This window comes from Methylocaldum gracile, assembly GCF_053646815.1.
Map to the genome: position 1 here is coordinate 2,098,431 of NZ_CM132196.1, position 20,540 is coordinate 2,118,970.

Annotated in this window: 15 protein-coding genes and 2 pseudogenes; 8 read left to right on the plus strand and 9 right to left on the minus strand. The window is 61.1% G+C overall.

What is annotated here, in order from left to right; translation table 11 throughout:
• The first annotated feature begins 48 nt into the window (after window positions 1-48).
• From ACWJJK_RS09190 to ACWJJK_RS09225, 8 genes and pseudogenes are all read left to right on the plus strand, one after another.
• On the plus strand, window positions 49-594 hold the full coding sequence (locus ACWJJK_RS09190) for a cytochrome P460 family protein (RefSeq protein WP_454128910.1): 546 nt from the start codon (window positions 49-51) through the stop codon (window positions 592-594).
• A gap of 36 nt (window positions 595-630) precedes the next feature.
• Window positions 631-797: pseudogene (locus ACWJJK_RS09195) on the plus strand (protein-methionine-sulfoxide reductase catalytic subunit MsrP); the annotation flags it as partial.
• A complete protein-coding gene (locus tag ACWJJK_RS09200; protein ID WP_205780863.1) occupies window positions 797-961 on the plus strand; it encodes a hypothetical protein in 165 nt (54 codons plus the stop codon). The pseudogene ACWJJK_RS09195 and the gene ACWJJK_RS09200, both read left to right, overlap by 1 nt.
• Window positions 958-1,122 (plus strand): annotated as a pseudogene (locus ACWJJK_RS09205) (sulfoxide reductase heme-binding subunit YedZ); the annotation flags it as partial. The gene ACWJJK_RS09200 and the pseudogene ACWJJK_RS09205, both read left to right, overlap by 4 nt.
• Before the next feature lie 23 nt (window positions 1,123-1,145).
• Complete coding sequence (locus ACWJJK_RS09210; protein WP_240506747.1) at window positions 1,146-1,328, plus strand: cytochrome b family protein; 183 nt, start codon at window positions 1,146-1,148, stop codon at window positions 1,326-1,328.
• 433 nt (window positions 1,329-1,761) lie between these two features.
• Window positions 1,762-2,670 (plus strand): spondin domain-containing protein, encoded by a 909-nt coding sequence (locus ACWJJK_RS09215; protein ID WP_454128911.1) that lies wholly within the window; start codon window positions 1,762-1,764, stop codon window positions 2,668-2,670.
• Window positions 2,671-2,737: 67 nt separating this feature from the next.
• Window positions 2,738-4,378 (plus strand): CRTAC1 family protein, encoded by a 1,641-nt coding sequence (locus ACWJJK_RS09220; protein WP_454128912.1) that lies wholly within the window; start codon window positions 2,738-2,740, stop codon window positions 4,376-4,378.
• Window positions 4,379-4,410: 32 nt separating this feature from the next.
• Window positions 4,411-4,737: a hypothetical protein gene (locus tag ACWJJK_RS09225; RefSeq protein ID WP_086132892.1), complete on the plus strand. Its 327-nt coding sequence runs from the start codon at window positions 4,411-4,413 to the stop codon at window positions 4,735-4,737.
• A 35-nt stretch (window positions 4,738-4,772) separates the two neighbouring features.
• On the opposite strand, the gene ACWJJK_RS09230 is transcribed toward ACWJJK_RS09225, so the two are convergent.
• The 9 genes from ACWJJK_RS09230 to ACWJJK_RS09270 all read right to left on the minus strand — a co-directional run bounded on the left by ACWJJK_RS09230 (window position 4,773) and on the right by ACWJJK_RS09270 (window position 20,372).
• A complete protein-coding gene (locus ACWJJK_RS09230) occupies window positions 4,773-5,510 on the minus strand; it encodes a transposase (protein WP_454128913.1) in 738 nt (245 codons plus the stop codon).
• 260 nt (window positions 5,511-5,770) lie between these two features.
• Window positions 5,771-7,471 (minus strand): c-type cytochrome, encoded by a 1,701-nt coding sequence (locus ACWJJK_RS09235; protein ID WP_454129038.1) that lies wholly within the window; start codon window positions 7,469-7,471, stop codon window positions 5,771-5,773.
• Window positions 7,471-8,082, minus strand: coding sequence for an SCO family protein (locus ACWJJK_RS09240; protein WP_454128914.1), 612 nt, complete (start codon window positions 8,080-8,082; stop codon window positions 7,471-7,473). The genes ACWJJK_RS09235 and ACWJJK_RS09240 overlap by 1 nt, the downstream gene beginning before the upstream one ends.
• Window positions 8,083-8,095: 13 nt before the next feature.
• On the minus strand, window positions 8,096-10,327 hold the full coding sequence (locus tag ACWJJK_RS09245; RefSeq protein ID WP_454128915.1) for an Ig-like domain-containing protein: 2,232 nt from the start codon (window positions 10,325-10,327) through the stop codon (window positions 8,096-8,098).
• A gap of 5 nt (window positions 10,328-10,332) precedes the next feature.
• The gene (locus ACWJJK_RS09250; RefSeq protein ID WP_077732150.1) at window positions 10,333-10,836 is read right to left on the minus strand and encodes a hypothetical protein; all 504 of its coding nucleotides are present in this window, start codon (window positions 10,834-10,836) and stop codon (window positions 10,333-10,335) included.
• 24 nt (window positions 10,837-10,860) lie between these two features.
• A complete protein-coding gene (locus ACWJJK_RS09255; RefSeq protein WP_454128916.1) occupies window positions 10,861-12,744 on the minus strand; it encodes an Ig-like domain-containing protein in 1,884 nt (627 codons plus the stop codon).
• A 16-nt stretch (window positions 12,745-12,760) separates the two neighbouring features.
• The gene (locus ACWJJK_RS09260) at window positions 12,761-14,074 is read right to left on the minus strand and encodes a multicopper oxidase domain-containing protein (RefSeq protein WP_086132898.1); all 1,314 of its coding nucleotides are present in this window, start codon (window positions 14,072-14,074) and stop codon (window positions 12,761-12,763) included.
• A 10-nt stretch (window positions 14,075-14,084) separates the two neighbouring features.
• Window positions 14,085-15,308, minus strand: a complete 1,224-nt coding sequence (locus ACWJJK_RS09265) for a multicopper oxidase domain-containing protein (RefSeq protein ID WP_168183691.1) — start codon at window positions 15,306-15,308, stop codon at window positions 14,085-14,087.
• A 66-nt stretch (window positions 15,309-15,374) separates the two neighbouring features.
• The gene (locus tag ACWJJK_RS09270) at window positions 15,375-20,372 is read right to left on the minus strand and encodes a hypothetical protein (protein WP_454128917.1); all 4,998 of its coding nucleotides are present in this window, start codon (window positions 20,370-20,372) and stop codon (window positions 15,375-15,377) included.
• Window positions 20,373-20,540: the final 168 nt, after the last annotated feature.

The window sequence follows — 20,540 nt, forward strand, 5'->3', positions numbered from 1 at the left end:
TGACAACAGATTCGAACGAATGCAAGCCGCTCACTAGAGAGTCACGCCATGAAACACCTGTTTACGATCCCGCTTGCCCTGATGGTCGCCGTTCCGGCAATGGCAGACATGTCCGGAGAGACTTACAGTCGCTGGGTCGACGACAAAGGCGAAACCCGTCTGCCGGAAAATTACCGCACGACCTGGACCCACCTTGGATCCTGGGTGGTCGCCGACGAGAAGGCGCCAGGCAAGGGTTTTCATGATGTCTACACGCAACCAGAAGCCGCCGCCTACTATCTCCAGCACGGTCGCTTCCCGGATGGAGCCGTGTTGGTCAAGGAAATCCGCACACTGCAAACCGGGTTCAAGACCACCGGTCCGGCGCAATGGGCCGGGGAAAACGCAGTCTGGTTTGTCATGATCAAGGACGACAAGCGTCGTTTTAAGAACCACCCGCATTGGGCAGAGGGCTGGGGCTGGGCGATGTACGAAGCGAGCAACCCGGCGCTAAATACGTCAAAGAGCTTCACCGAGACCTGTCAGAGCTGTCATATTCCTGCCAGGGCGACGGACTGGGTGTTCGTCGAAGGTTATCCCACCCTGAAGCCTTGAGCTGATTCGTGGAAATCGGGTCATACACACTGCCGGAAGTACGGCTTCTATGCCAACGTGAATCCCGGAGTGGATCATCCGCGCTGGAGCCGGAGGCGCGAGTGGCGCCTCTTCGAGCTCTTCAAGCGCGAGACGCTGATGTTCAACGCTTGCTCTGAAGTGGCGTCCCTTACACCGGCATGGACCTCAGGATCGACTTCTGATGTCTGCGACGTTCAAGCTCTGGCTTTGGCGGCTCGCCGCATGGACGCTCGCATTCGCCATCCAGTGGACGATCGCCAGTAGGCGCGGGCCCATTTCCGCCGAATTCCTCGAGCACTACACGGGCGACTGGACCCTGCGGCTGCTGCTCGTGACGCTGGGATGACGCCGCTGCGCAGGCTCACGGGGTTGACCGAGCCGATTCGCGTACACCGCGCGCTGGGCCTGTGGGCGTACGCCTACCTGTGCCTGGATTTTCCCATCTACCTCGTCTTCGATCTTGAGTTCTCGCTTCGGCAACTCGGAGATGACTTGATCAAGCGTGCCCCCATCACGCTCGGCTTCGCCGCGTGGCTGATGCTGCTGCCGCTCGCGATCACCTCGATAATGGCTGGCAACGCCGCCTCAAGCACGATTGGAAGCCCTTGCACAAGCCGATCTATCCCGCGGCGCTTCTGGACGCGATCCACTATTTGTGGCTGGTCGAGGCCGATACGCAAACACCGGTGATCTATTTTTTTGGATTCCGCTGATTTTGCCGGCGGTCCGTCTGCCAAAGGCCAGTGTCTTGCGGGCTGCTGATCCAAAGGCGCGTCCGCATGATGGCCGGACAAGGGATGGGTAGAAGCTGCCGGTTGGATAATTGCCTACCCACAGCGTCCTTGGGTACCACACGAGTGGTGAAATCTCATGCCTGGATTGCACGCGACTTTCGTCTTTTTCATCTCCGCGAACATCACGTTCTCCTTAACCCTTGGATCTCAGTCCTGGAGGCGTGTCTGCACAAAAGACCACAGGGTTGTAGCCGTGAAGTGGACGACCAGAGTGGCCAATCACGCGGGTTGGTACCCATCACCAAGGCTACGCTGGATATGCCCGATCAGGCCCACGAATAGTTGAGGTTTCCCTGCAAATGGCAGTGGGGACGATGGCCGAGAATTATGGCCGTATCTCCGTGTAGTGCATATGTCATGGATTTTATTGGTTGTTTTTACCCTTATCCAATACTGGCACGTTGATTGTTTTAACAGTTTCACGATCCGCCGGAGTTTGGTTCCGGAAGCGATCGCAGCAACCACAACACATCACTGCACTAGGAGACACACCATGAAATCGACCATGCGCTTCCCTAATTCAGTTCCGGCCCAATCCCGTCATCTGGCCCCCCGCCAGCACATCGGAACCCCTGTGTCCTCGCGGATTTCCGCCATTCGCGGCCAGCGCTGGATCAGCGGCACGGCCCTCGCGGCGGCAGTTCTATCCTGTAGCGCTGCCCATGCGGAACCCGCGCCCGCGCGCTACCAGGTCTCTTTCGAGCGGACTTGGAGTTCCAAGACGCATCCAAAGGATTTCCCGTTGCTCGCGCACTTTTCTCCGGTCATCGGCGTAACTCACAACGCCGATTACTCGCCGTTCAAGGCCGGCGGCACAGCATCGCCGGGCGTTGAGCATCTGTGTGAGGAAGGAAAGCACCAGCCGCTTGATGACGAAATCCGCTCGGCCATTGCGGCCGGTGCCGCCGGGGTATTGATCGAAACGCCGGATCCGATACGGGACGTCCCGGGCAAGGCCGTTGCGAATTTTGAGATCAACCCAAGTCATCCAATGGTGTCGATCGGCGCGATGATCGCGCCCAGCCCGGACTGGTGCGGCTTTGCTGCCGACGTCATGCTGATGGAGAACGGCCAATGGGTCGGCAAAAAGTCCGTCACGCTTTACGCCTGGGACACGGGCACGGACTCGGGCACCAGCTATCGGGCTTTCGATAGCGACGCCGAGCCACGCGGAACTGTCCAGCCGAGCGACGCAGCGTATTTCTTGAAAAAGGACGGCAAGCGTAATCCGGTCGGCCAGGTCACCTTTGTCCGTCAGTAGTGCGGTTAACAATTTTCCACACCTGCCCGCCACGTTCACTGCGGCGGGCTACCTGGAGGATACTACCGTGAAAAATTCACTCAGAATCGCGGCCTGTGTGCTTGCCGGCCTGGCCTTTCCGGGCTGCGTGTGGATCTACCCCAGCGAACCGCTGCGCGCCCTGCCCAAGGGCGTGGCGCTGCCTCGCTACGAGGAGATCGCTGTCGACTTCTCGCATCGCTGGAACCGCGAGACATCCCACCACCTCACGGGAGCCGCCGTGCTGGATTTGGACGGCGACGGCCGCGAGGAGATTTTCGTGGGCGGCGGCGCCGGCCAACCGGACGCGCTGCTTGCGCTGCAAGATGGGCGGCTGGTGGACCGCATCGCCGGCACGGGAATTTCGTCTCCGGACCCGAAACCTGCGACCTACGGGTCCTGCGCAATTGATCTCGACGGCGATGGAGACGTGGACTTGATCGTGGCACGCGATGATGGTGTCACACTCTATATAAACCAGAACCAAAAATTCCAGCCGCAACCCCTGCCGGTCGCATTACCCGTCAATTCAGTCCCGCTGGCGATCGCCGTGTCCGATATCGATCATGACGGTGACGGTGACCTCTACATCAGTGATTTCGTCGACCGCCCTCACTTCGTCTCGGCCACATTCAACGTGCCCGAGCACGCCAAGACGAACCGCCTGCTGCGCAACGACGGCAATCTCCGATTCACGGACATCACAACACCAGTCACCGCCTCGAAGCAGAACACCTTCACCTCGATTTTCGTCGATCTGGATGGCGACGGTTATCAAGACTTGGTCCTCGCGCAAAACACCGGCCAGGTCGAAATCCTGCGCAACCTCCGCGATGGCCGCTTCGAGGCCGTGCCGCTCGCGTCGGGTTATGGCTTCTGGATGGGCGTCGCGGCGGGCGACATGGACGGCGACGGCGACCAGGATCTCGTGTTCTCCAACGTCGGCGATTCGTTCCCTGCTTTTGCTGCCAAAGGCGACCGCCATGATGACCAGCCTTACGCTGGCGGCTGGTTGTTGCTGCGCAACGAGGGCGGGTTCCGCTTCAGCAATGTCACGAAGGCGGCGGGACTCGGAGGACTTGGTTTTGCCTGGGGACCGGTATTCGAGGACGTCAATTTCGACGGGACGCTGGACCTCCTCGTATCCCAAAACTACGTCAAGTGGCCGGTCCACCACCTGTTCAAGTTTCCCGGGAAAGTGCTCCTCGGTGTCGGCACGACGCCGGATTTCTACCCTGCGCCGGTAGCCGAGAACCCTGCGTTCAGCAACTCGCCCGTCATCGCCGATTTCGACGGTGATGGCCGTCCGGACCTGTTCTGGCTCAACAATGACAGCCCGAGCCGGGCCTACTTGAACCGCAGCGACGACAACCGGGTCACGGTGATCCTGCCGGATACCGTTCGCTCGCTTGGCGCCCGCGCGTCGTTGGAAGGCTCGGGGGCCAAATACACCCGCGAGGTCGCTTCTGCTTCGGGGCTGGGCACCGATCAGACCTCAGCTCTTGTTTTTGGCCTGGGTCGAGGCACGCATGCCGAGCGGCTTGTGATCGCATGGGCAGACGGGAGCCAGACGGTCTTCGATCATCCGCCCGTGAACCGGCCGTTCCGGATTGACGGTCCCGTCACAGGCGCTACCTTGGACTCCGAAACCCACTCCGCCGCCAAATCGGCCGAGGGGCATCCGCACTGAAACGAAATCTACTCTCGATCGGTAGCCTGACGTTGCTGCTGTTCCTGCTGGATCGGCGTTTTCGCATTCTGTACCCTGAAGTCAATCTGGTGCGCGCCAGCTTGGTCGGCCTGACTGGATTTGCGTTTCTCGCTCCGCTCTGGCTGCTGCGCCGCCGCCCGTTCGATCCCTTGACCGGCGCATTATCGATTTTTGCATCGGCCTTCCTGAGCGTGCTGCTTATCCAATCCGGGCTCCTCGTTTCAAGGTCCAATATCTCCGGATTCATCCATGTCTTGATCCTCGCGGGGGCTTTTCTGATTTTGGACCGGATCAGCCGACGATTGCGGATTATCCATCGCAGTGACGGGGTCACGTGAGAAAGGTCGGACAATGACACTCGCTTAAATGCGAATTAAGGGCTGTCCGGCCACTGGTTCAACAGGAACATGGCAGCCGCGAGGCGGCCGAAGACGTGAACGAGGAGTCCCCGCGAGGAGCGGACTTTGCTGGCCGCCTCGATACCGGTTTTCGCCTGAATCCAGTTAAACAGCGCTTCAATGGGTTGGCGAACCCGCGACACGGCCGTGGAATACAACCGGTCGGCGGCATCGAGATGCGCCTGTCCCGGCGTCTTTCGCACCGGCGTGAAGACCGTGAACGGGAGCGAGGTCTGGCGCGACAGGTATTCGTAAGCCTTATCGGCAAACAGATTTCGATAGCCCAGGCTCGGGGCAATCTGTTCGAGCACCGGGCCGTCGTTCAGGTTCGCCGCCGTCAGCGCGATATAGCGGGGCCGGGGTAAGGTGCCCGGCCGCTCATCGCCGATCACGTGGATTTTCACCCCGTGGTAGTAGAGCTTCTTGGTCGGACAATAGCCGCTCGCCGCCAGGTCCTTGGCAACCTTGGCGGTATACCGCCGGGCCTGCTGGGCCAGCACCACCTTGAAGGAATCGGCGACCCCGATCGGGGTGGCGGGCGCGCCAGCTGGACTCCAGCGTTCCAACAGCGCGGGAAACACGTCGGCGAGCCGATTCAGGCGCTGGACGAAGCCGCCGTAGCTGGGCAGATGCGGAAACCAGTCGCGCCAATAGCGCCGGGCATGCTCGTAGAGCGTTTTGATCTGGCACTTTCCATCGAGAATGCCACACAAATAAAGGGTGATGGCCTCTTCATCCGTAAAGCGCAGATCGGCCTAGGGCGCGAATCGCTGTCCATGGACCCAGAGGCCCCTGCGGTAGAGATCACACACCGTCAGATACACCGTAATGAGTTGAGTTTGCCAGTCCATGGTCGTCTCTCCGAGGGGTGTTGCAGAACCCTCCTCAAGAGACACCAATGGGCTGGCATCTTCTCTCCGTTAGCTCTTAATTCGCGTTTAAGTGAGCCTGCGTTCGACTACAGAACCTCGGATCAAGGAACGATCCAGCGGCTGACGGGTACCAGTGTCTCGTTCCTTTCCACATCAGGCTCGACCAGATAAGCGCCGTTCGATCCGAAGCGCCGGCCGGTGCCGAGGCTCAAATGCGGGTAAACCGACGTGGCTATGGTCGTATCCACTTCATGTTCGATCTTTTCCACGAAATAGTCACGTGAAAAATGATCGACCATATGCATCAACGCGGCTCCCGCCTTGGTCACGGCAAAATAAGTGTTCGCCTGAACGCGTTCGTCGATGGGCTCGAGCTTCCTACGCTTCAGCCACGCCTTGAGTCGCAACAACCGCCGATCAAGCGCCTCCGGTAATTCGAACGGATAAACGAAGCGAATTTTGGTTCTCGAATCGGCCGCAAGGAAGGAGGACGCTTTGTTCGACAGGGTTGAAGAAAGATAGATCCGGTCGGGGGCCAGTACAGACGCGGCCAGGCTCTCCAGGCCGCTCAAATCCGAATCTCGGAGCCAGAGGACGAGCAGAGCAGGGTGCTCGCGTTTCAGAAAAGTGCGCCAAAAATCCGCGGTCGGTTTGGCGGCTGGGTCGAGACCGACATCCCGGACCCTAGCGTTTCCGTTAGCTTTCATCGCCTTCCGAAAGGCGTCGGCGGGGATTCTGCCGGTTTTGTCGTTGCGGAAAATCTGGACGATAGGACCGGGCAGGGATCTCTCGGATGCTTCGCTGAGATGCCTGGCCAGTACGTCCGCCTCGAGGGTCACGCCGCGAGAAAAGTAGAAAGCGTAATAGCCGTTTTCGGAGAAGACGGGAAAGTCCACGTTCGGGAACAGGCAGGGAACTTCGTGCCGCTCGCAAAAATCATGGACCGGCTGCCAAGCCCCCGCCCCGATCCCGCTGAGCAGCGCAAAGACCGGCTGTGTGCGGTAATAGGCCTCGAGTTGAGCGCGCCAGGTTTCCGGACGCCCCGTCAACGTCCACAGGTGTAGGCGCCACTTTCGGTAGGCCTTGTATTCACGCTCCATATCCCATGGGGCACGCTCGGCCCGCAGGGTCTCGCGTCGTGTTTCGGCATTCTTGTTCCGAAAGAAAGCCTCCAAGACATCTAGCATTGCCTTTTGTTTCGTCGGCTCCGCATCCTGGGTCGCTACCGTCGCAAAATGAATCGTTTGATCGTTGACTCCGGGAGATGGGGCCGTCGACAGCGTTTTCAAATAAGCGATCAGAGCGTCGGACTCGGTCCGGGTCAACGTATAACGCGGCATGGGCGGGTTGAGTCGGCGTCCCGTCATGTCGATGCCGGTTCGGAGGGCTGTGGCGAGCGTTTCGTCCGTGTACGCGGGGCGGCTCAGTGCGCTTTGAGACCCGGAGCCATGCATCTTCGGGTGAGGGGGGTACGCAGGGTTATAAAGCGAAGGTCCGGTGATCGGCCGCGCGACGGCTTGTCCCTCGCCGGAGCCGAACCCGCTGCGTCCATGGCAATTGACGCACGCGGCGCGGCTCCCCGTCAGCGTCACATCGTCCTGAACCAAGGCACGCAGGGGACGCCCGGAAGGAAGAACTCCTTCGCGATAGATTCGCTTGCCCCATTCGACCATCCCCAAGTTTATCCCAATGGTCTGCGTTGGTGTGGCAGCCGCAGATGCGACACATGAATGGACCGCAAGAAGCGTCAGCAAGCTTCCTTTCATGGCGTCGATCAGGCGGCGTTGCCGTAGCGTGAACATCACTTGGCCGCGACGTTGTCCGGAGCGAGGGTCAAGAAGTGATGGAGCAGGGTGTCGGCGCTCACCACCCCTTCGAAACGGAGCCATCGCGGGTCGTGGGGAAAACGCATGAACGTCAACGCAGGGTGATAGGTTTTGCCGCCCCGGTAGGCGTCGAAAGCCTTCTGAACGGCGAGAACGCTGGCCGCATCGCCGGTAAGAAAACGCCGATCCGGACCCGCGCCGAACTCTTGGGCATACTGCCTAAGCGCTTCCGGCGTATCGTGCTCCGGATCGATGGAAATCGAAATCAGGCGGAATTTTGCTCGCTGGCGGGTCAGCTGCGCCTGAAGCTTGGACAGGCGCGCCGTGGATATCGGGCAGACCGTCGTGCAGGTGGTGAAGACGAAATCGAGGACGACCGGCCTATCGATATCGAGCTGGGAAGATAAGGAAACGCGCCGGCCGCCCTGATCGACCAGCGTGATTTCCGGAATCGCGTACGATAAGCCGGTCTGAAAGGAAATGGAAGCAGCCCTATCGTAAGAGCCCGCATCGCAGGGAGCAAACGCCGTCCCCGCCGTGAGAAGGAGGCAAACCGAAACGAGGCGGCGACAATCTGTTCCGTTCATGTCCTTTGCCTCCTCACCGGGTGACGTTCACCGTAACGGTAGCCGCATTGGATTCGGCGCCCCGGTTGTCGTTGACCGTGTACCTGAAAACCTCCGTGCCCGTGAAGCGCAGCCTCGGCCTGTAGGTGATCGTGCCATCGCCATTGGCGACGGCAGATCCGCCCTTATCGGGTTTCGCGGAGATCGTTACCGTCGCGGGATCGAGGCTGCCGTCCGGATCGGAATCGTTGGCCAGTACGGCAATGAGCTTGCCGGTGTTTCTGCGCGTGGTTGCCGAGTCGTTCGCCGCCACCGGGGGTTTATTGGCGGCCACGGTGATGGATACCGTCGCCGGCGTGCTCGACGATGTGCCGTCATTGGCTCGATAGGTAAAGCCGTCGGTGCCGGTGAAGCCGACGGCCGGCGTATAACTGAAGCTGCCATTGGCATTCAGGTTCAGGCTTCCATGGGCAACGCCGCCGGCCAGAACAGCGTTGAGCGAGTCGCCGTCGGGGTCGCTATCGTTGCCGAGCACGCCGGGTGCGGCGATCGAGAGGGTCCCGCCCTCGACCGTGCTGTAGGCATCGTTTGACGCGACGGGCGGATCATTAACGTCGGCCACGTTGATCGTAAAGGTCTGAGTCGTGGATAGCCCGCCGAAATCGGCGACCTTCACGGTCACGTTGTTGGCGCCCACTTGATCGGCGTTCGGAATCCAGGAGATAAGCCCCGTCCCGCCATCGATGCTCATGCCCGTCGGCGCGCTGTCGAGCGAAAAAATCAACGTGTCGCCATCGGGGTCGCTGGCCGTTACGGTATAGGTGTATCGTTGCCCTTGGGTGGCCGTCGTCACCGGGGTCGAGGTAATTGCAGGCGCGTGGCCGCCGCCGGGCGGATGATCGAGCAGGTAATCATGCGCGGCCTTGGCATCAATCAGCCCGTAGCCGTAGCTGTTGTCGGCGCCGGACTCGCCCAGGTCTTGGGCGGATTGCCGCAGGGTCGATTCCAGGACCGCTATGCCCGTATTCGGAAACGCTTCGAGCAGCAAGGCCATCGTGCCCGCGGCATGAGCAGCGGCGTAGGACGTGCCGGAGACGGTGGCGTAAATAGGCAGCCCGCCGAACGACAAATCGCTGGTGTTGACGTCGACACCGGGAGCGCTCAATTGAGGATAGATGCCGCCATCGCAGGCCGAAGCCCCACGGCTGCTGAAATTCGCCACGACCGATGTGTCGTCCACCGCACCGCTCGAAAAGGCTTCGGGATTATTGGCCGGACTCACGCTGCTCGAAGAGATCGGACCTTCGTTCCCGGCCGAGAACACGAGGCCGATACCCGCCTCCCTGAAGACCTGGATGTCGTTCGCGAATTCGAGGACACACCGGTCCGTGGTGCCTTGCAAGCCCCACGAGGCAGCGACGACGTCGGGCGCGTCGGACGTATCCGGGTTGCCGTCCGGATCGAGCAGCCACTGAAAGCTCAGGTGGATATCGCTGAATTGCGCCTGTCCGGCATCGTCGAACAGTTTGGCCGCGATCCATTCGGCCCCTGGAGCGACGCCTATGGCCGTGCCGCCGGCGCTCCCTCCGACCATGATGCCCATGGTCTGGGTGCCGTGTCCGTGGCCATCGTAGGGGGTGGCGTGCTCGCCGTGCGGGTCGTACCAACTGTTCGCGCCGCCCCGCCAGCGACTGCCGAGGTCTGGGTGATTCGCATCCACTCCGGTATCCATGTTGGCGACCACGATCCCACGTCCGGTGTGCTGCATCGCCCATAGTTCCGGAACATGGATGACGTTTAGGTTCCATTCGGGAGCGGCCTGAGTGCCGGCGCTTGCCGTCGGCGCTTCCAGCGTCTGGTCGAGACTCATGCGCTCGACCTCCGGCCGCCTGGCCACTTCTAGAACCGCTCTTCCTTTGGCGGCAAACGACATCCCGTTGATCAACCAAAGCTGCCGGACGCGCTGAGCCCCCTGGCTTTGCAAAAAGGCTTTCAGCGATTTCTGGCTTTGATTCGCCTTGGCCTTGAGCGCTTTGGTGATTTTACTTCTGCGGAGCCGTTTGTCCTTGTCCTTGAAGTCGCCTAACTCGACTCGGTCGGACAGTGTAACGATCACGGCGATGGACTCATTCGGCTTTGCCGTTCGCAAGACCGCATCGAGCCGGGGATCGATGGCGCCGGCGTGCGTGACCGCGCCGGCAAAGGTCGCGAGCAGTAGAATCGAGACGGTGCGATTGACTGGTCTGCGGAGATTTGAAACACGCATCGCGATCACTCCACGACCAGATTTTCTGCTCTGAAGTCACCAATCACCACCGTGACTTTATCGCCGGCTTCGATTTGTCTGCCGGGATTCGCGAACAAGGCGAAGTAGGTTCGGTTCTCCAGGGGAGCTGCGCTGGTCTGGCGCAGAAAGCCGACGGTCGGCGCGGTGGGCACCAAAAGCCGGCTGCCGGTCTTCTGATCCACCACGTAGGGGTTAAGCGTCCGGTCAGCCATCGGAGCGGCCTTTCCGGCATCGATGATACGGTAGCGGAAATCGAGCATATTGCCCGCCGCCGAAAGTCTGATGCCCAAGAGCCGGATGCCCCACCGTTTCTCCAGCTCAGTCGGAATCTCTGCAACCGGTTTGAGCCCCCGACCGGCGACCTCCGGCGCGGAATCGCCCGGCCATCGGGCAGCGATGACGGCGGCACAACTCATGACGACCAGCATTCCCGAAGCGAGATAGCCGATCCGATAGCGACGCACAGAAACACGCCCCTGTGTTTTCATGACACTCCTCCCATGAATCATTTCCTACCGCGTGACATTCACCCGAACCGTCGCGACGTTGGACGTTGTGTCCAGGTTGTCCCTGACCGTGTAGGTAAACGCGTCGGTACCCCTGAAATTGAGTCTCGGCGTGTAGGTCACCGTGCCATTGGCGTTGGGTGTTGCCGTGCCGCGCCGGTTGGGCTGGGTCACGATGGTGACCGTGCTCGGGTTGATACTGCCGTCCGGGTCGGTATCGTTGGCGATGACATTGATAAGCACCGTCGTATTCGTTCTGGTGGTCGCCGTATCGTCGCGCGCCAACGGCGCCTGATTGGGATTGACCGTGATCGAGACGGTCGCCGGGGCGCTCGTGCTGTTGGCGGCCCCGCTGCTGTCCCGCGCCTGATAAGCGAACGTCGCCGTACCCGTGAAAGCGGCGGTCGGGGTGTAGGTAAAACCGCCGTTCGTGTTGCCGGTGACCGTGCCGTTCGACGCCGTGCCGAAATTCACCGCCGTGAGCGTATCGCCCGCATCCGGATCGCTGTCGTTAGCCAGCACCCCGGGGGCCGCGATATTCAGCGTTCCACCCTGAATCATGCTGTACGCGTCGTTCCGCGCCAGCGGCGGATCGTTCACGGGGGTCACGCTGATGCTCACCATCGCTACATTGCTGCTTATGCTCCCGCTGATGGCTTTATAGCTGAAGCTGTCGATGCCCGAGGTATCGGCGGTCGGCGTATAGGTGAACGAGCCGTCGGCCGAGAGGCTCAAAGTGCCCTTGCTGGTGGTGCTCACCAGCGCGGCGGCGAGCGGCGATGGCCCGGTATCGTTGCCCAGTACGCCCGGGGCGGCGATCGAAAGATGCGTATCCTCATTCGTCGTATAGGGGCCGTCGTTAGCGGCAACCGGCGCGCCCGGCGCAGCCGCGCCCACCGTCAGGTAAGCCAGCATGCCGCCGCCGGGCTGCATGCCGTTGGTCAGATTCAGCCTGCGGTCGTAGATCGCATATTGGCCGTCCTGGCCCGGGGTCGGAGTAAGCATGGCGTCCAGCGTCTTGGCGGCGGGCAGCATCGCCGAGTACTGAGTCTTGACATAAGGGTAAGGATGGCCGTCCTCGGCCACCAGTTGCATGTCGAGTCCCTGGAGTACGGGAACATGCGTCTGCAAGCCGGCGTTCAGGAATCGGATCAGAGTCCTTTCTCCCGCTGCCCCGGCTGAAAACGGCGGCGGGCTGTTCGCGTCGTACGGCTCGCCATTGATCAGGAAGTATTTTGGTTTGTAATCGATCGTGCTGGGATAGGCGGGACCGCCATAGGTGCCGCCGGCAACGGCGGCATGCAGCGCCGGGTCGATTTCGCTGTAGAGCAGCATGATTTCGTTGTCGTAGTCGACGTTGGGATAAGCCCGTCCGCCCGCATCGTCTTTTTTCAGCCCCCCGTACAGCCCCATCTGCACCTGCACCTGTGGGTGGGTGCCGCTGTGATAGAGATAAGTCCCCGGCCTGAGATTGGTCCAGCGATAGGTCTTGGTTTCGCCGGCCGAAGTCTGGTCCGTGAACGAACGGACGCGCGGCCTGCCGTTGGCGTCGTTGACCTTGACCGGCGTCATGCTCGCGATTTGCCCCGGTATGACGATCGAGACCGGCTCGGGCAATCCATTGTTCTTTAAGTGAACGGTGAGGGTGCCATCGCCCGGCGGGACCGTCAGCGTCGGTCCCGGCACGGTCGCGGGGTTGCCCGAATCGAATGTTTCGTTGTCGAGCGCGAATCCCCACATGGGTATCGTCGCACCATCCGGCATCATCACGTCGACCGTGTCCGCTCGCAGCCAGTATTCCGCGCCGAACGCCGAACTCCAGGCGATCGCCAGCACCGATAACGGCGGGAGACGCATACCGGATACCAGTTTCCATTTTTTGCTGCTCATGATTTCGTTCCCTCGATCAAGGAATCGGCACGCCGGGTGGCTCGATGATCACCATGGTCATCATCCCCCCCGGGAATATGTCGTCATTGGTAAGCTCCCGCTCGGTATGGGAGTGCCACATGTGGAAATAGCCGGCATTGAGGTTCTTGCCGCCCGCACCGGGAGGCAATATTCCGAACTGTCCCAGATATGGGCTGCCGCTCCAGAATTCGCCAATCGTCACGGCGAGTTGGGGATCCGGCAACGCGACCGGAAGCGGCTTGCCGTGGTCGGGCGCGTATTCGTTCGGCTGCAGGGGATCGCCCGGCTGGTGCCCGTAAATGTCCCAGCCGAGCCCTTTTCCGGTCCATTCGAAGATCGCGTCGTAGGTTTCCCCGGGCGCCGTCGTAATGGTGTAGTCCGAAACCGCGAGATCGGGCCCCGTCCCGGACGCGCTTTCCAGCAGCCTGCCGTCGCGGGCGATCAACCATGAGTTGTTGCCGTGATGATGGAACGGATGGAGGTCGCGGCCGCCATTGATGATGCGAAGCAAGAGTTTTTCGCCGGGATGCATCCTGGGCAAGCAGTTATAAGGCTGCGTCGGTAGCCAGGGCGTTTCGTTGCCCGCTTTCAGCATCGTGTCGGGATTATTGCGTCCGTTAATGAACCAATGCACCGGGTGGTAAGCCGCGGTGTCGATCTCGGACCGACGGCCGGCCTCGACCAGCCTGTGAATGGTCGGATCCATCTCGCTCAGCAGGAACAGGTATTCCTGATCGAAAGCGCTGTCCGGGTGTCCGTAGGCCTGGTTGTTCGAATTGGGCCGAACGATGAGCGCGCCCATCAGCCCCATCTCGACCTCCAGGTCCATCCTGGTGCCGGCGTGATAGAGATAGGTTCCAGGGCGGGATGCGGTGAAGGTGTAGGTCACGACCGCTTCGTTTTCCGGTGTGGCCGGGTTGTCCGCGATATCGGCCTCACGGGTCAACAATCCCTCCTTTCCGCCGCCGGCCGTGACGCCCTCCTGTCCCGGAAACACGATGGACACCGGCAGGGGCGCGTCGGCGCCATGCGGCGGCAGCGCGTTGTGCAGCGTCACGGTGACGACGTCGCCCTGGTTAACGATCAGAGTCGGTCCCGGATATTGCATGGTCCCGTTCCCGTTGGCGTAGCCCCAGGCGAGGATGGTATTGCCGTCGGCGGTGCTGATGTAGTCTTCCTTGGCGGTGAGGTCGAAGGTCGGCCCGGTAATGCCGTCGATCTGGGCGATCGCCGGATGCCCGAAGATGCCGAGCAATAGCGCCACGGAGGCCACGGAGAGTCTTTCGAGTATGCAAGCTGACTGGTTCATGGTCCTGCTCCTAATTGATCACGATCTCGGTCATCATCCCGCCGTAATCCTCGGTGTTGTTGCTCAAATAATTGAGATTGGTGGTGTAGAGGAAGTAGGTTCCGGGTGCGATTCCGCGAGTATCGATCAGAACGTCAACGGCCTCGCCCCCGCCCAAGGTGATGGAGCTGGTATCGTAGTAGAGCGTCTTGCCGGTCGGACCGCGCAGGATGTGGGCGCCGGTTCCCACCACGGTCATCGGGAGCCCCAGCGCCGCCACGGTGTAGAAATTGGTGACATTGAGATTGGAGATGCGCAGCAGGATGCGTTGCCCGGCGCTCGCCGTGACCAGCGAGGAAACCTTCTGCGACTGATTTCCGTTGTTGGCGCTTTCCCCGGTTTCCGGATCGATGGGCGTCGGCAACTGGGCAGGGTTGACGGTGTCCGGATAGCCGCGCCCGTTGATCATGGGATAGGTGTCCTTCATGTTTGCGAAAGGCAGCGGCTGTATTTTCAGGTGGAGATCGTGGAAGACGGGGTCGAATGAACCGAGTTGCAGCGGAAATTCCACGTCGTACCCGGTCGAGCCGTCGCCGTCGTTGTAGACGAATTTGGTGTAAGTCTTTCCGTCGTAGGTCTTGGAAGTGCCGTCCTGGCTCGGGTGCACGTATAGATTGCCGAGCATCCCCATCTGCATGTGTTCCGCCGCCTCGACGTGACAGTGATAGATGAAGGTGCCGGGTTCCACGATGTTGTAGTAGTAGGTGAGCGATTCGCCCTGGTTGACGGCGATCGAGCCTTCGGGAACGCCGTCGAACACGGACGCGGCATTGGGAAACCCGTGGAAATGGACGGAATGGGGATCGAACAGGTCGGGGCGTATCGCCAGGGCAACGTTGGTGAGCGTGAGGTAAAACTCGTCGCCTTCCCTTAGCGAGATGGTCGGTGCCGGAAAATTTGCCGCCAGCAGCCCGGTATCGATCACTTGGTCGGACGGGACGCCGGTCACGTCGCTGAAGCCGAAAATGTATTGCAGTTTCTCGATGTCGTCGCCCATCCGGATGAAGCCGTCACCGGCCGCGAGATGTTTGCATACGGCGCGAGGATGATTGGGATCGGGATTGTCTATGACCGCGTCGCCGTTGATGTCGCCCGGACACTGGACGTACACGCCCGCGTGGGATGTATGCGTTAGGGCACAGGCGATCGAGGCTGCCAGCAGCCTCACGGGCATGCGAAGATCGGACGTATCCATGATTGCCTCCTCCATGGGGTCTGGGTGTGCCGCCGGGCGTCCGCCCGGCGGGATTGGCGAGCTGAATCAGGGCAGGTGATAGTCCCCGAAGGGTTCGCCCGTGGCCGGATTGAACAGGGTCAGCGGACCGAAGTGCACATCGATGAAGTTGCCGCCTTCGTCGAAGGCCGGTGCCGTGGCCAAGGCCGTCGTGACTTCCGGTTGCTGGATCGTCTGTCCGGGCGAACTGTTGAAGTACGAGGCCAGGAAGCCCGGATTGTTGGTGTTATTGGGAGTGAGGAGACCTCCGGGATAGCTGCATCCCTCCGGTCCGCTGAGCGAGGTCAGCGTGCTGGCCCGCGGATTCAGACAGGCCGTGCTGGCCGTTCCGAGGACCGCCAGATCGTGGAATACCGCCCCGGTGACGCCATCCGCCTCCACCGCCGGTCTCAGGCCGAAGCTGGCCGGGTCGGTGCTATTGTCGATCTCCCAGAAGAACGATCGGTTCCGCCACACGATATTGTTCAGGAGATCCGGATTGGAGAAGACACCGTACTGATTCCTGGTCAGAGCACCGAACGCGGCCGCTAGCGCGGTGCTGTGGGCACGCGAGACGATTCCGGCCGGTTGCGCGTTGGACCGGTTCGGACTGCCCGGACTGAAGGTCTCGCCGGCCGTCGCGGTGCTGTCGTTGTGGGCGATCGTGTTGTGGAAAATTTCGATCCGGGCAGTATCCTGCATCGAAATTCCGCCGCCCGCCAGTCCGGCGATGTTGTCCACGATCCGATTATTTCGGATTTGTATTTGGTACCATCTGCCGGCGTTATTTCTTGCCGCCAGAACATCCGCGCCATTGACGAAAAGGGTCCGGATGCCGCCGCCGTCGCCCGCGCCGGCCATATTGCCCTGGATCAGGTTTTCGTCCACGGTCACGTTACCCGCGCCGGCGCTCAGTTCGCCCGCGGCCAGGGCGGGCAGCCCGCCGATGAAGATGCCGCCGCCGGAAGCGTTCTGTCCCTGATTGAAGGTTTGGTTGAAAACGATGGTGTTCCGGGCGATCAACCCATTATCCACCAGCCTCGAACTGCTGAGTCCCAAATGCGCGATGCCGCCGCCGTCTCCGGTGGAGAAGTTGCCGCACACGAAGTTGTCGGTCACCTCATAGTTTCGCGATCCCGTGGCGACGGTGATTCCACCCGCGCCAAGACCGCCGCTGGCGCCGTTTTCGACCACCTGGTTGTGGTGGATGCGGACGTCATAGTTCTCGTTGTCGGTATAGGTGGTGCCGTTGATTAATTGCGGGTTCCCGATGCGGATTCCGCCGCCGTAGATGCCGTTATTGCCGATGATGCGGTTGTTGCTGATCTCCAGATAGCGGGCATAGCCGTTGACGAATATTCCGCCGCTGTGGTCCGCACCGGTGATGGTGAAGCCGTCGATGCGCGCCCTTTGAGCCGCGGGGCCCGAGGCAAATTCGCCGACGTTGGCCACCACGGTAATGCCCGCGCCTTCCTCGGTGTTGAACAGTATCGGCTCGTTGTCCTGGGGATCCGGCGGACCGGCTTCCTGTCCCGGCAGCAGACTGAACTGGTTCGTGTCGAGAAGCTCGGCGAGCTTGTTTCTCCAGTTTTGCAATTTCTCGGACGGGAACTTGGCCGCGTTGATAATGGTTGACCCGGCTCCCCAGCCCTGGAGGCGAACCTTCTTGTGCATGATCGGCAGTTCGTCGTATTCGCCGGGAGCGACCGTGATCAGCGCGCCGTTCGGGGCCGTGTCGATCGCCGCCTGGATGGACTGTCCGGCGTTCACGACGATCGGGGCCGCCCCGCCGACGGTGACGGTGACGCCGGTCACGGAGAATGCGCCGCCGTTGGCGCGGGTAACGACCAATTCCCCGGTTGTCGTACCTTGCGGGACCCGTACGACGATCTGATCGTCGGTCCAACTGCAAGCCGGCGTACAGTTCGTGAAGGACAGGATCGTGTTGCCGATCCGTACGGAGCCCTGTGCATCGCCGAAACCGTGGTCGCGCACGATGGTTTTCGCGTTGGTGCCGTCATAGGCCGGATTCGGCACTTCGACCAAGCCCATCGAGCGGATGATCAGATACCGTCGGTTATTCCCCGTGTTGCTGATTGGCGTGGGTACGTAAGGGCCGACGTTGGCGGTGCCGGTCACCGAATAGATCATGGGCGTGCGAATGGGCTGCTCGCAATCGAGCGGAAACTTGTCCTGCGAAGCGAACGCGGCGATGGGTAGCACCGGGGTATCCAGATAAGTGGTCTTGCCCGGCATGTACTGGAAGGTGTAGCAGAACTGGCTGTACCTCGGGTTGTAGTAGGGGTCCAATGTGTGTCCGCCGGGATTGTTCGGATCCGGCATGGTTGGCGAGTTCATGCACGCCGTCAGCATGTTCGGCGCCACCCCCGAGGGTATGGGCGGATTGATGGTGAACGTGGAGGGCACCAGGGCGTTGAACCGGCCCCACTGGTCCGCGTGCACGCGGTTGATCTCGCGGCCGGTCCAGTCGCGAATCGAGACCGGAAGGTAGGGTGGGGCATATTTCTCGCCGAACGTTGGCGCGTTCGGGTCGAACTCGTTCGACAGATCATCCAGTATCATGCCGACCATATGCCCCGCAATCGGTACTTCGGTGAACATGAAAAAATCCGCCGCCGCATTCTGGCCCTGAGCGACGCGAACCTGCTTGCGATCACATAGAGGCCGTGTCTGCCCGGCGTAGGCTCCGGGCACGCCCGGAAACAGACTCAGCTCGGCCGGTACCAGGTGCGGGTCGCCGACGCACACCGGCGGCAGAAGCAAGGGGCTGGGCGTGTATTCGTCGCCGAAGTCGACGTTCTTGTCCTCTTCCTTCTGATGCTCGTAGCCGGGCGGAGTGACCGCCTCGATGATATAGGTGCCGGCCGCCAGCTCGGGTTTTCCGGCAGGGCCGCCGAAGGCATAGCCGCCATCGAACAGGGCGGGCCGCACCTGGTTGAAGTTGCGGAGACCGTCGTAGCAGTCGGTCGGCTGGCCTGTGGACGAGAGGAAAATATCGCCCTGGCAGCCGGCAGGCAGGTTGTCGTCCCAGCTGTCGGTGGTGGTGAAATCGACCGCGTCGCCCAAATCGAAAGTCCCGTTGGAATTACGGTCGATGTCTTCAGGCCCTTTGGCCGCGTTGCCTTCACTCCAGCCGAACGGATAGTTGTCTACGTCGGCCAGCACGAAGGTTCCGGGCGCGCCGAGGGCGGAACAGTCGGGCTTATCGATGACGCCGTCGTCGTTGCAGTCCCGGTAGAGATTGACCTGCACCCTCGGAATGCCCGGCTCCCAGTTCTCGGCCGCGGCATAACGCGGATCATCCTCGGCACGAGTGGTCGGATAATGGACAATGCCGCTCACGCCGCCGTTTTCTCCGATCGGATAGACTTGTTTGCCCCAGTCGATCACGCTGGTCTGGCCGAGAAAGCCTTGTATGCCTTCCAGCAGCACCGGTCCGGCTTCCGTGCGCGAGAGATTGTGGCCGGTGTTCGGATTCACGAGTTCGTTGCCTACTGTGCACCCGGTTTCAAAGGCGTCGGCGGCGGTGCAGAACTGCGGTTGAGGATTGAGCTTGCCCCGCGCTTCGGTACTGGCCGGTATCGCTCCTCCGGCGTCGACCGTGACGGTGGCGCCGGTCGCCTTGAAGCGGGCGAAATCCACTTCCGCGACTAGCCAGTTGAAGAAGGGAAAGATTTCCTCGAAGCCGTACGAACCGTCCGCTTTTGTGGGGAAGGACTGGTAAATGCTGCCGTCGCGGAAGCGGAGGTTAACGGCCTGGTCCGGCATGCCGACTTCGCCGTCGTCGCGATAACCGTTGCCGTTGGCGTCGTAGAACACACTGCCTTCCAGTCGGGAAAACCAGTCGAACACCGGCACTTCCACGAGGTCGCAGCTTCCGTCCGGGGTATTGCAGCTACCGTCGCCGTTCACCGTGACGCCGTGCGAAGCGAAGATGATATCCAGAGCCTCGTCCCAGACCACCAACTGATAATTGCCGGGCGGGACATTGGGAATGGAGAAGCTGCTGTCGGCATTGCAGGGTTGAGCGAAGATGGCTTGGCCTTCGCCGACGGCGAGGTCGTTCAGGCCCACCCAGCAGTTGGGAAAGGGGTGTCCGTTGTAGAACGGGAATTCCGGCGGACGCGAGGTGTGCAGATTGACCACCCGACCGCTAATGGTGCTGCCGCCGGTGAGCACCGTCGTATCGTTGATCTTGTTGACGAAGCCGATGAAGACATGGTGCCCCGGCGGCCCGAATTCAGTGAAGAAGGGCGGTTCATTCGCCTTGACCCAGGCATCGATCCCTTTTGTGCCCTCGATCGTGCTTGTCTGGTGCCAGTCGGAACCGGTCGGCGGTATGGCAAAGAGGGTGTACTTGGCGGGCACCAGATTCTTGATGAGGGCCACACCGTTGGCATCGGTCTGGATGACGCCGAGCGGGTTTCCGAACGCATCCTGGGTGACCTCGCCTCCGGACTGGCCATAGGTTCCGCCTGCTTCGTAGACCTTGATCGTGAAGCCGGCCAGTCCCTGTTCTTCGGGCAGGTCGGGGGCGTTGTTGATGGGGCGGTTATCGTTGAAGACGAACACCGAAATCTGCGCGGTGGGTATCGGCGACCGATTGACGTAAACGGTTACCGCGGACTGGCCCGGCGCTATCGGAGCGCCCCCTATGGTGTAACCGGGATTGGTGGCAGCGGAATCCGGGAGTACGGAAACGAAGTAGCGCTTGCTAGGGTTCAGAGGAATGTTCGACGCATTGTCCTGGTTGCCTTTGGCCACCAGCGGCATATAACTGGTATGGAAGCCGAGCGCGAGGCTCGTTCCCGGCTCGGCGGGCACGCCCGGTTGAGAAACCTTGGTGGCGTCCTCCTCGATCAGCCAGCGGAAACTGCCTACCGGACTTCCATCGGAACCGACCACGGTGATGTCGACCGCCTGGACATCGAGATGAACGGAAAGCCCGAGCACCAAAGCAAGAAAAAGCACACAGCGCTTTGCGCTTTTGATCGACGCGTCACGACACGAAACTCGAGCGTTCATAATCCTCCTCCTTGTGAGCGCGATGTCTTTTTTTTTGGGCGAGCGCCAGCGCGACGACCCTTCGCTCGGCGTCCTTACCTGGCGTTGGAACTAGCGTACTGAAAGGAGGATGAGTAAGAACTACAGCGGATACTGTATTCGGTAGCTCGTCGATACTGTAGTCTGAAT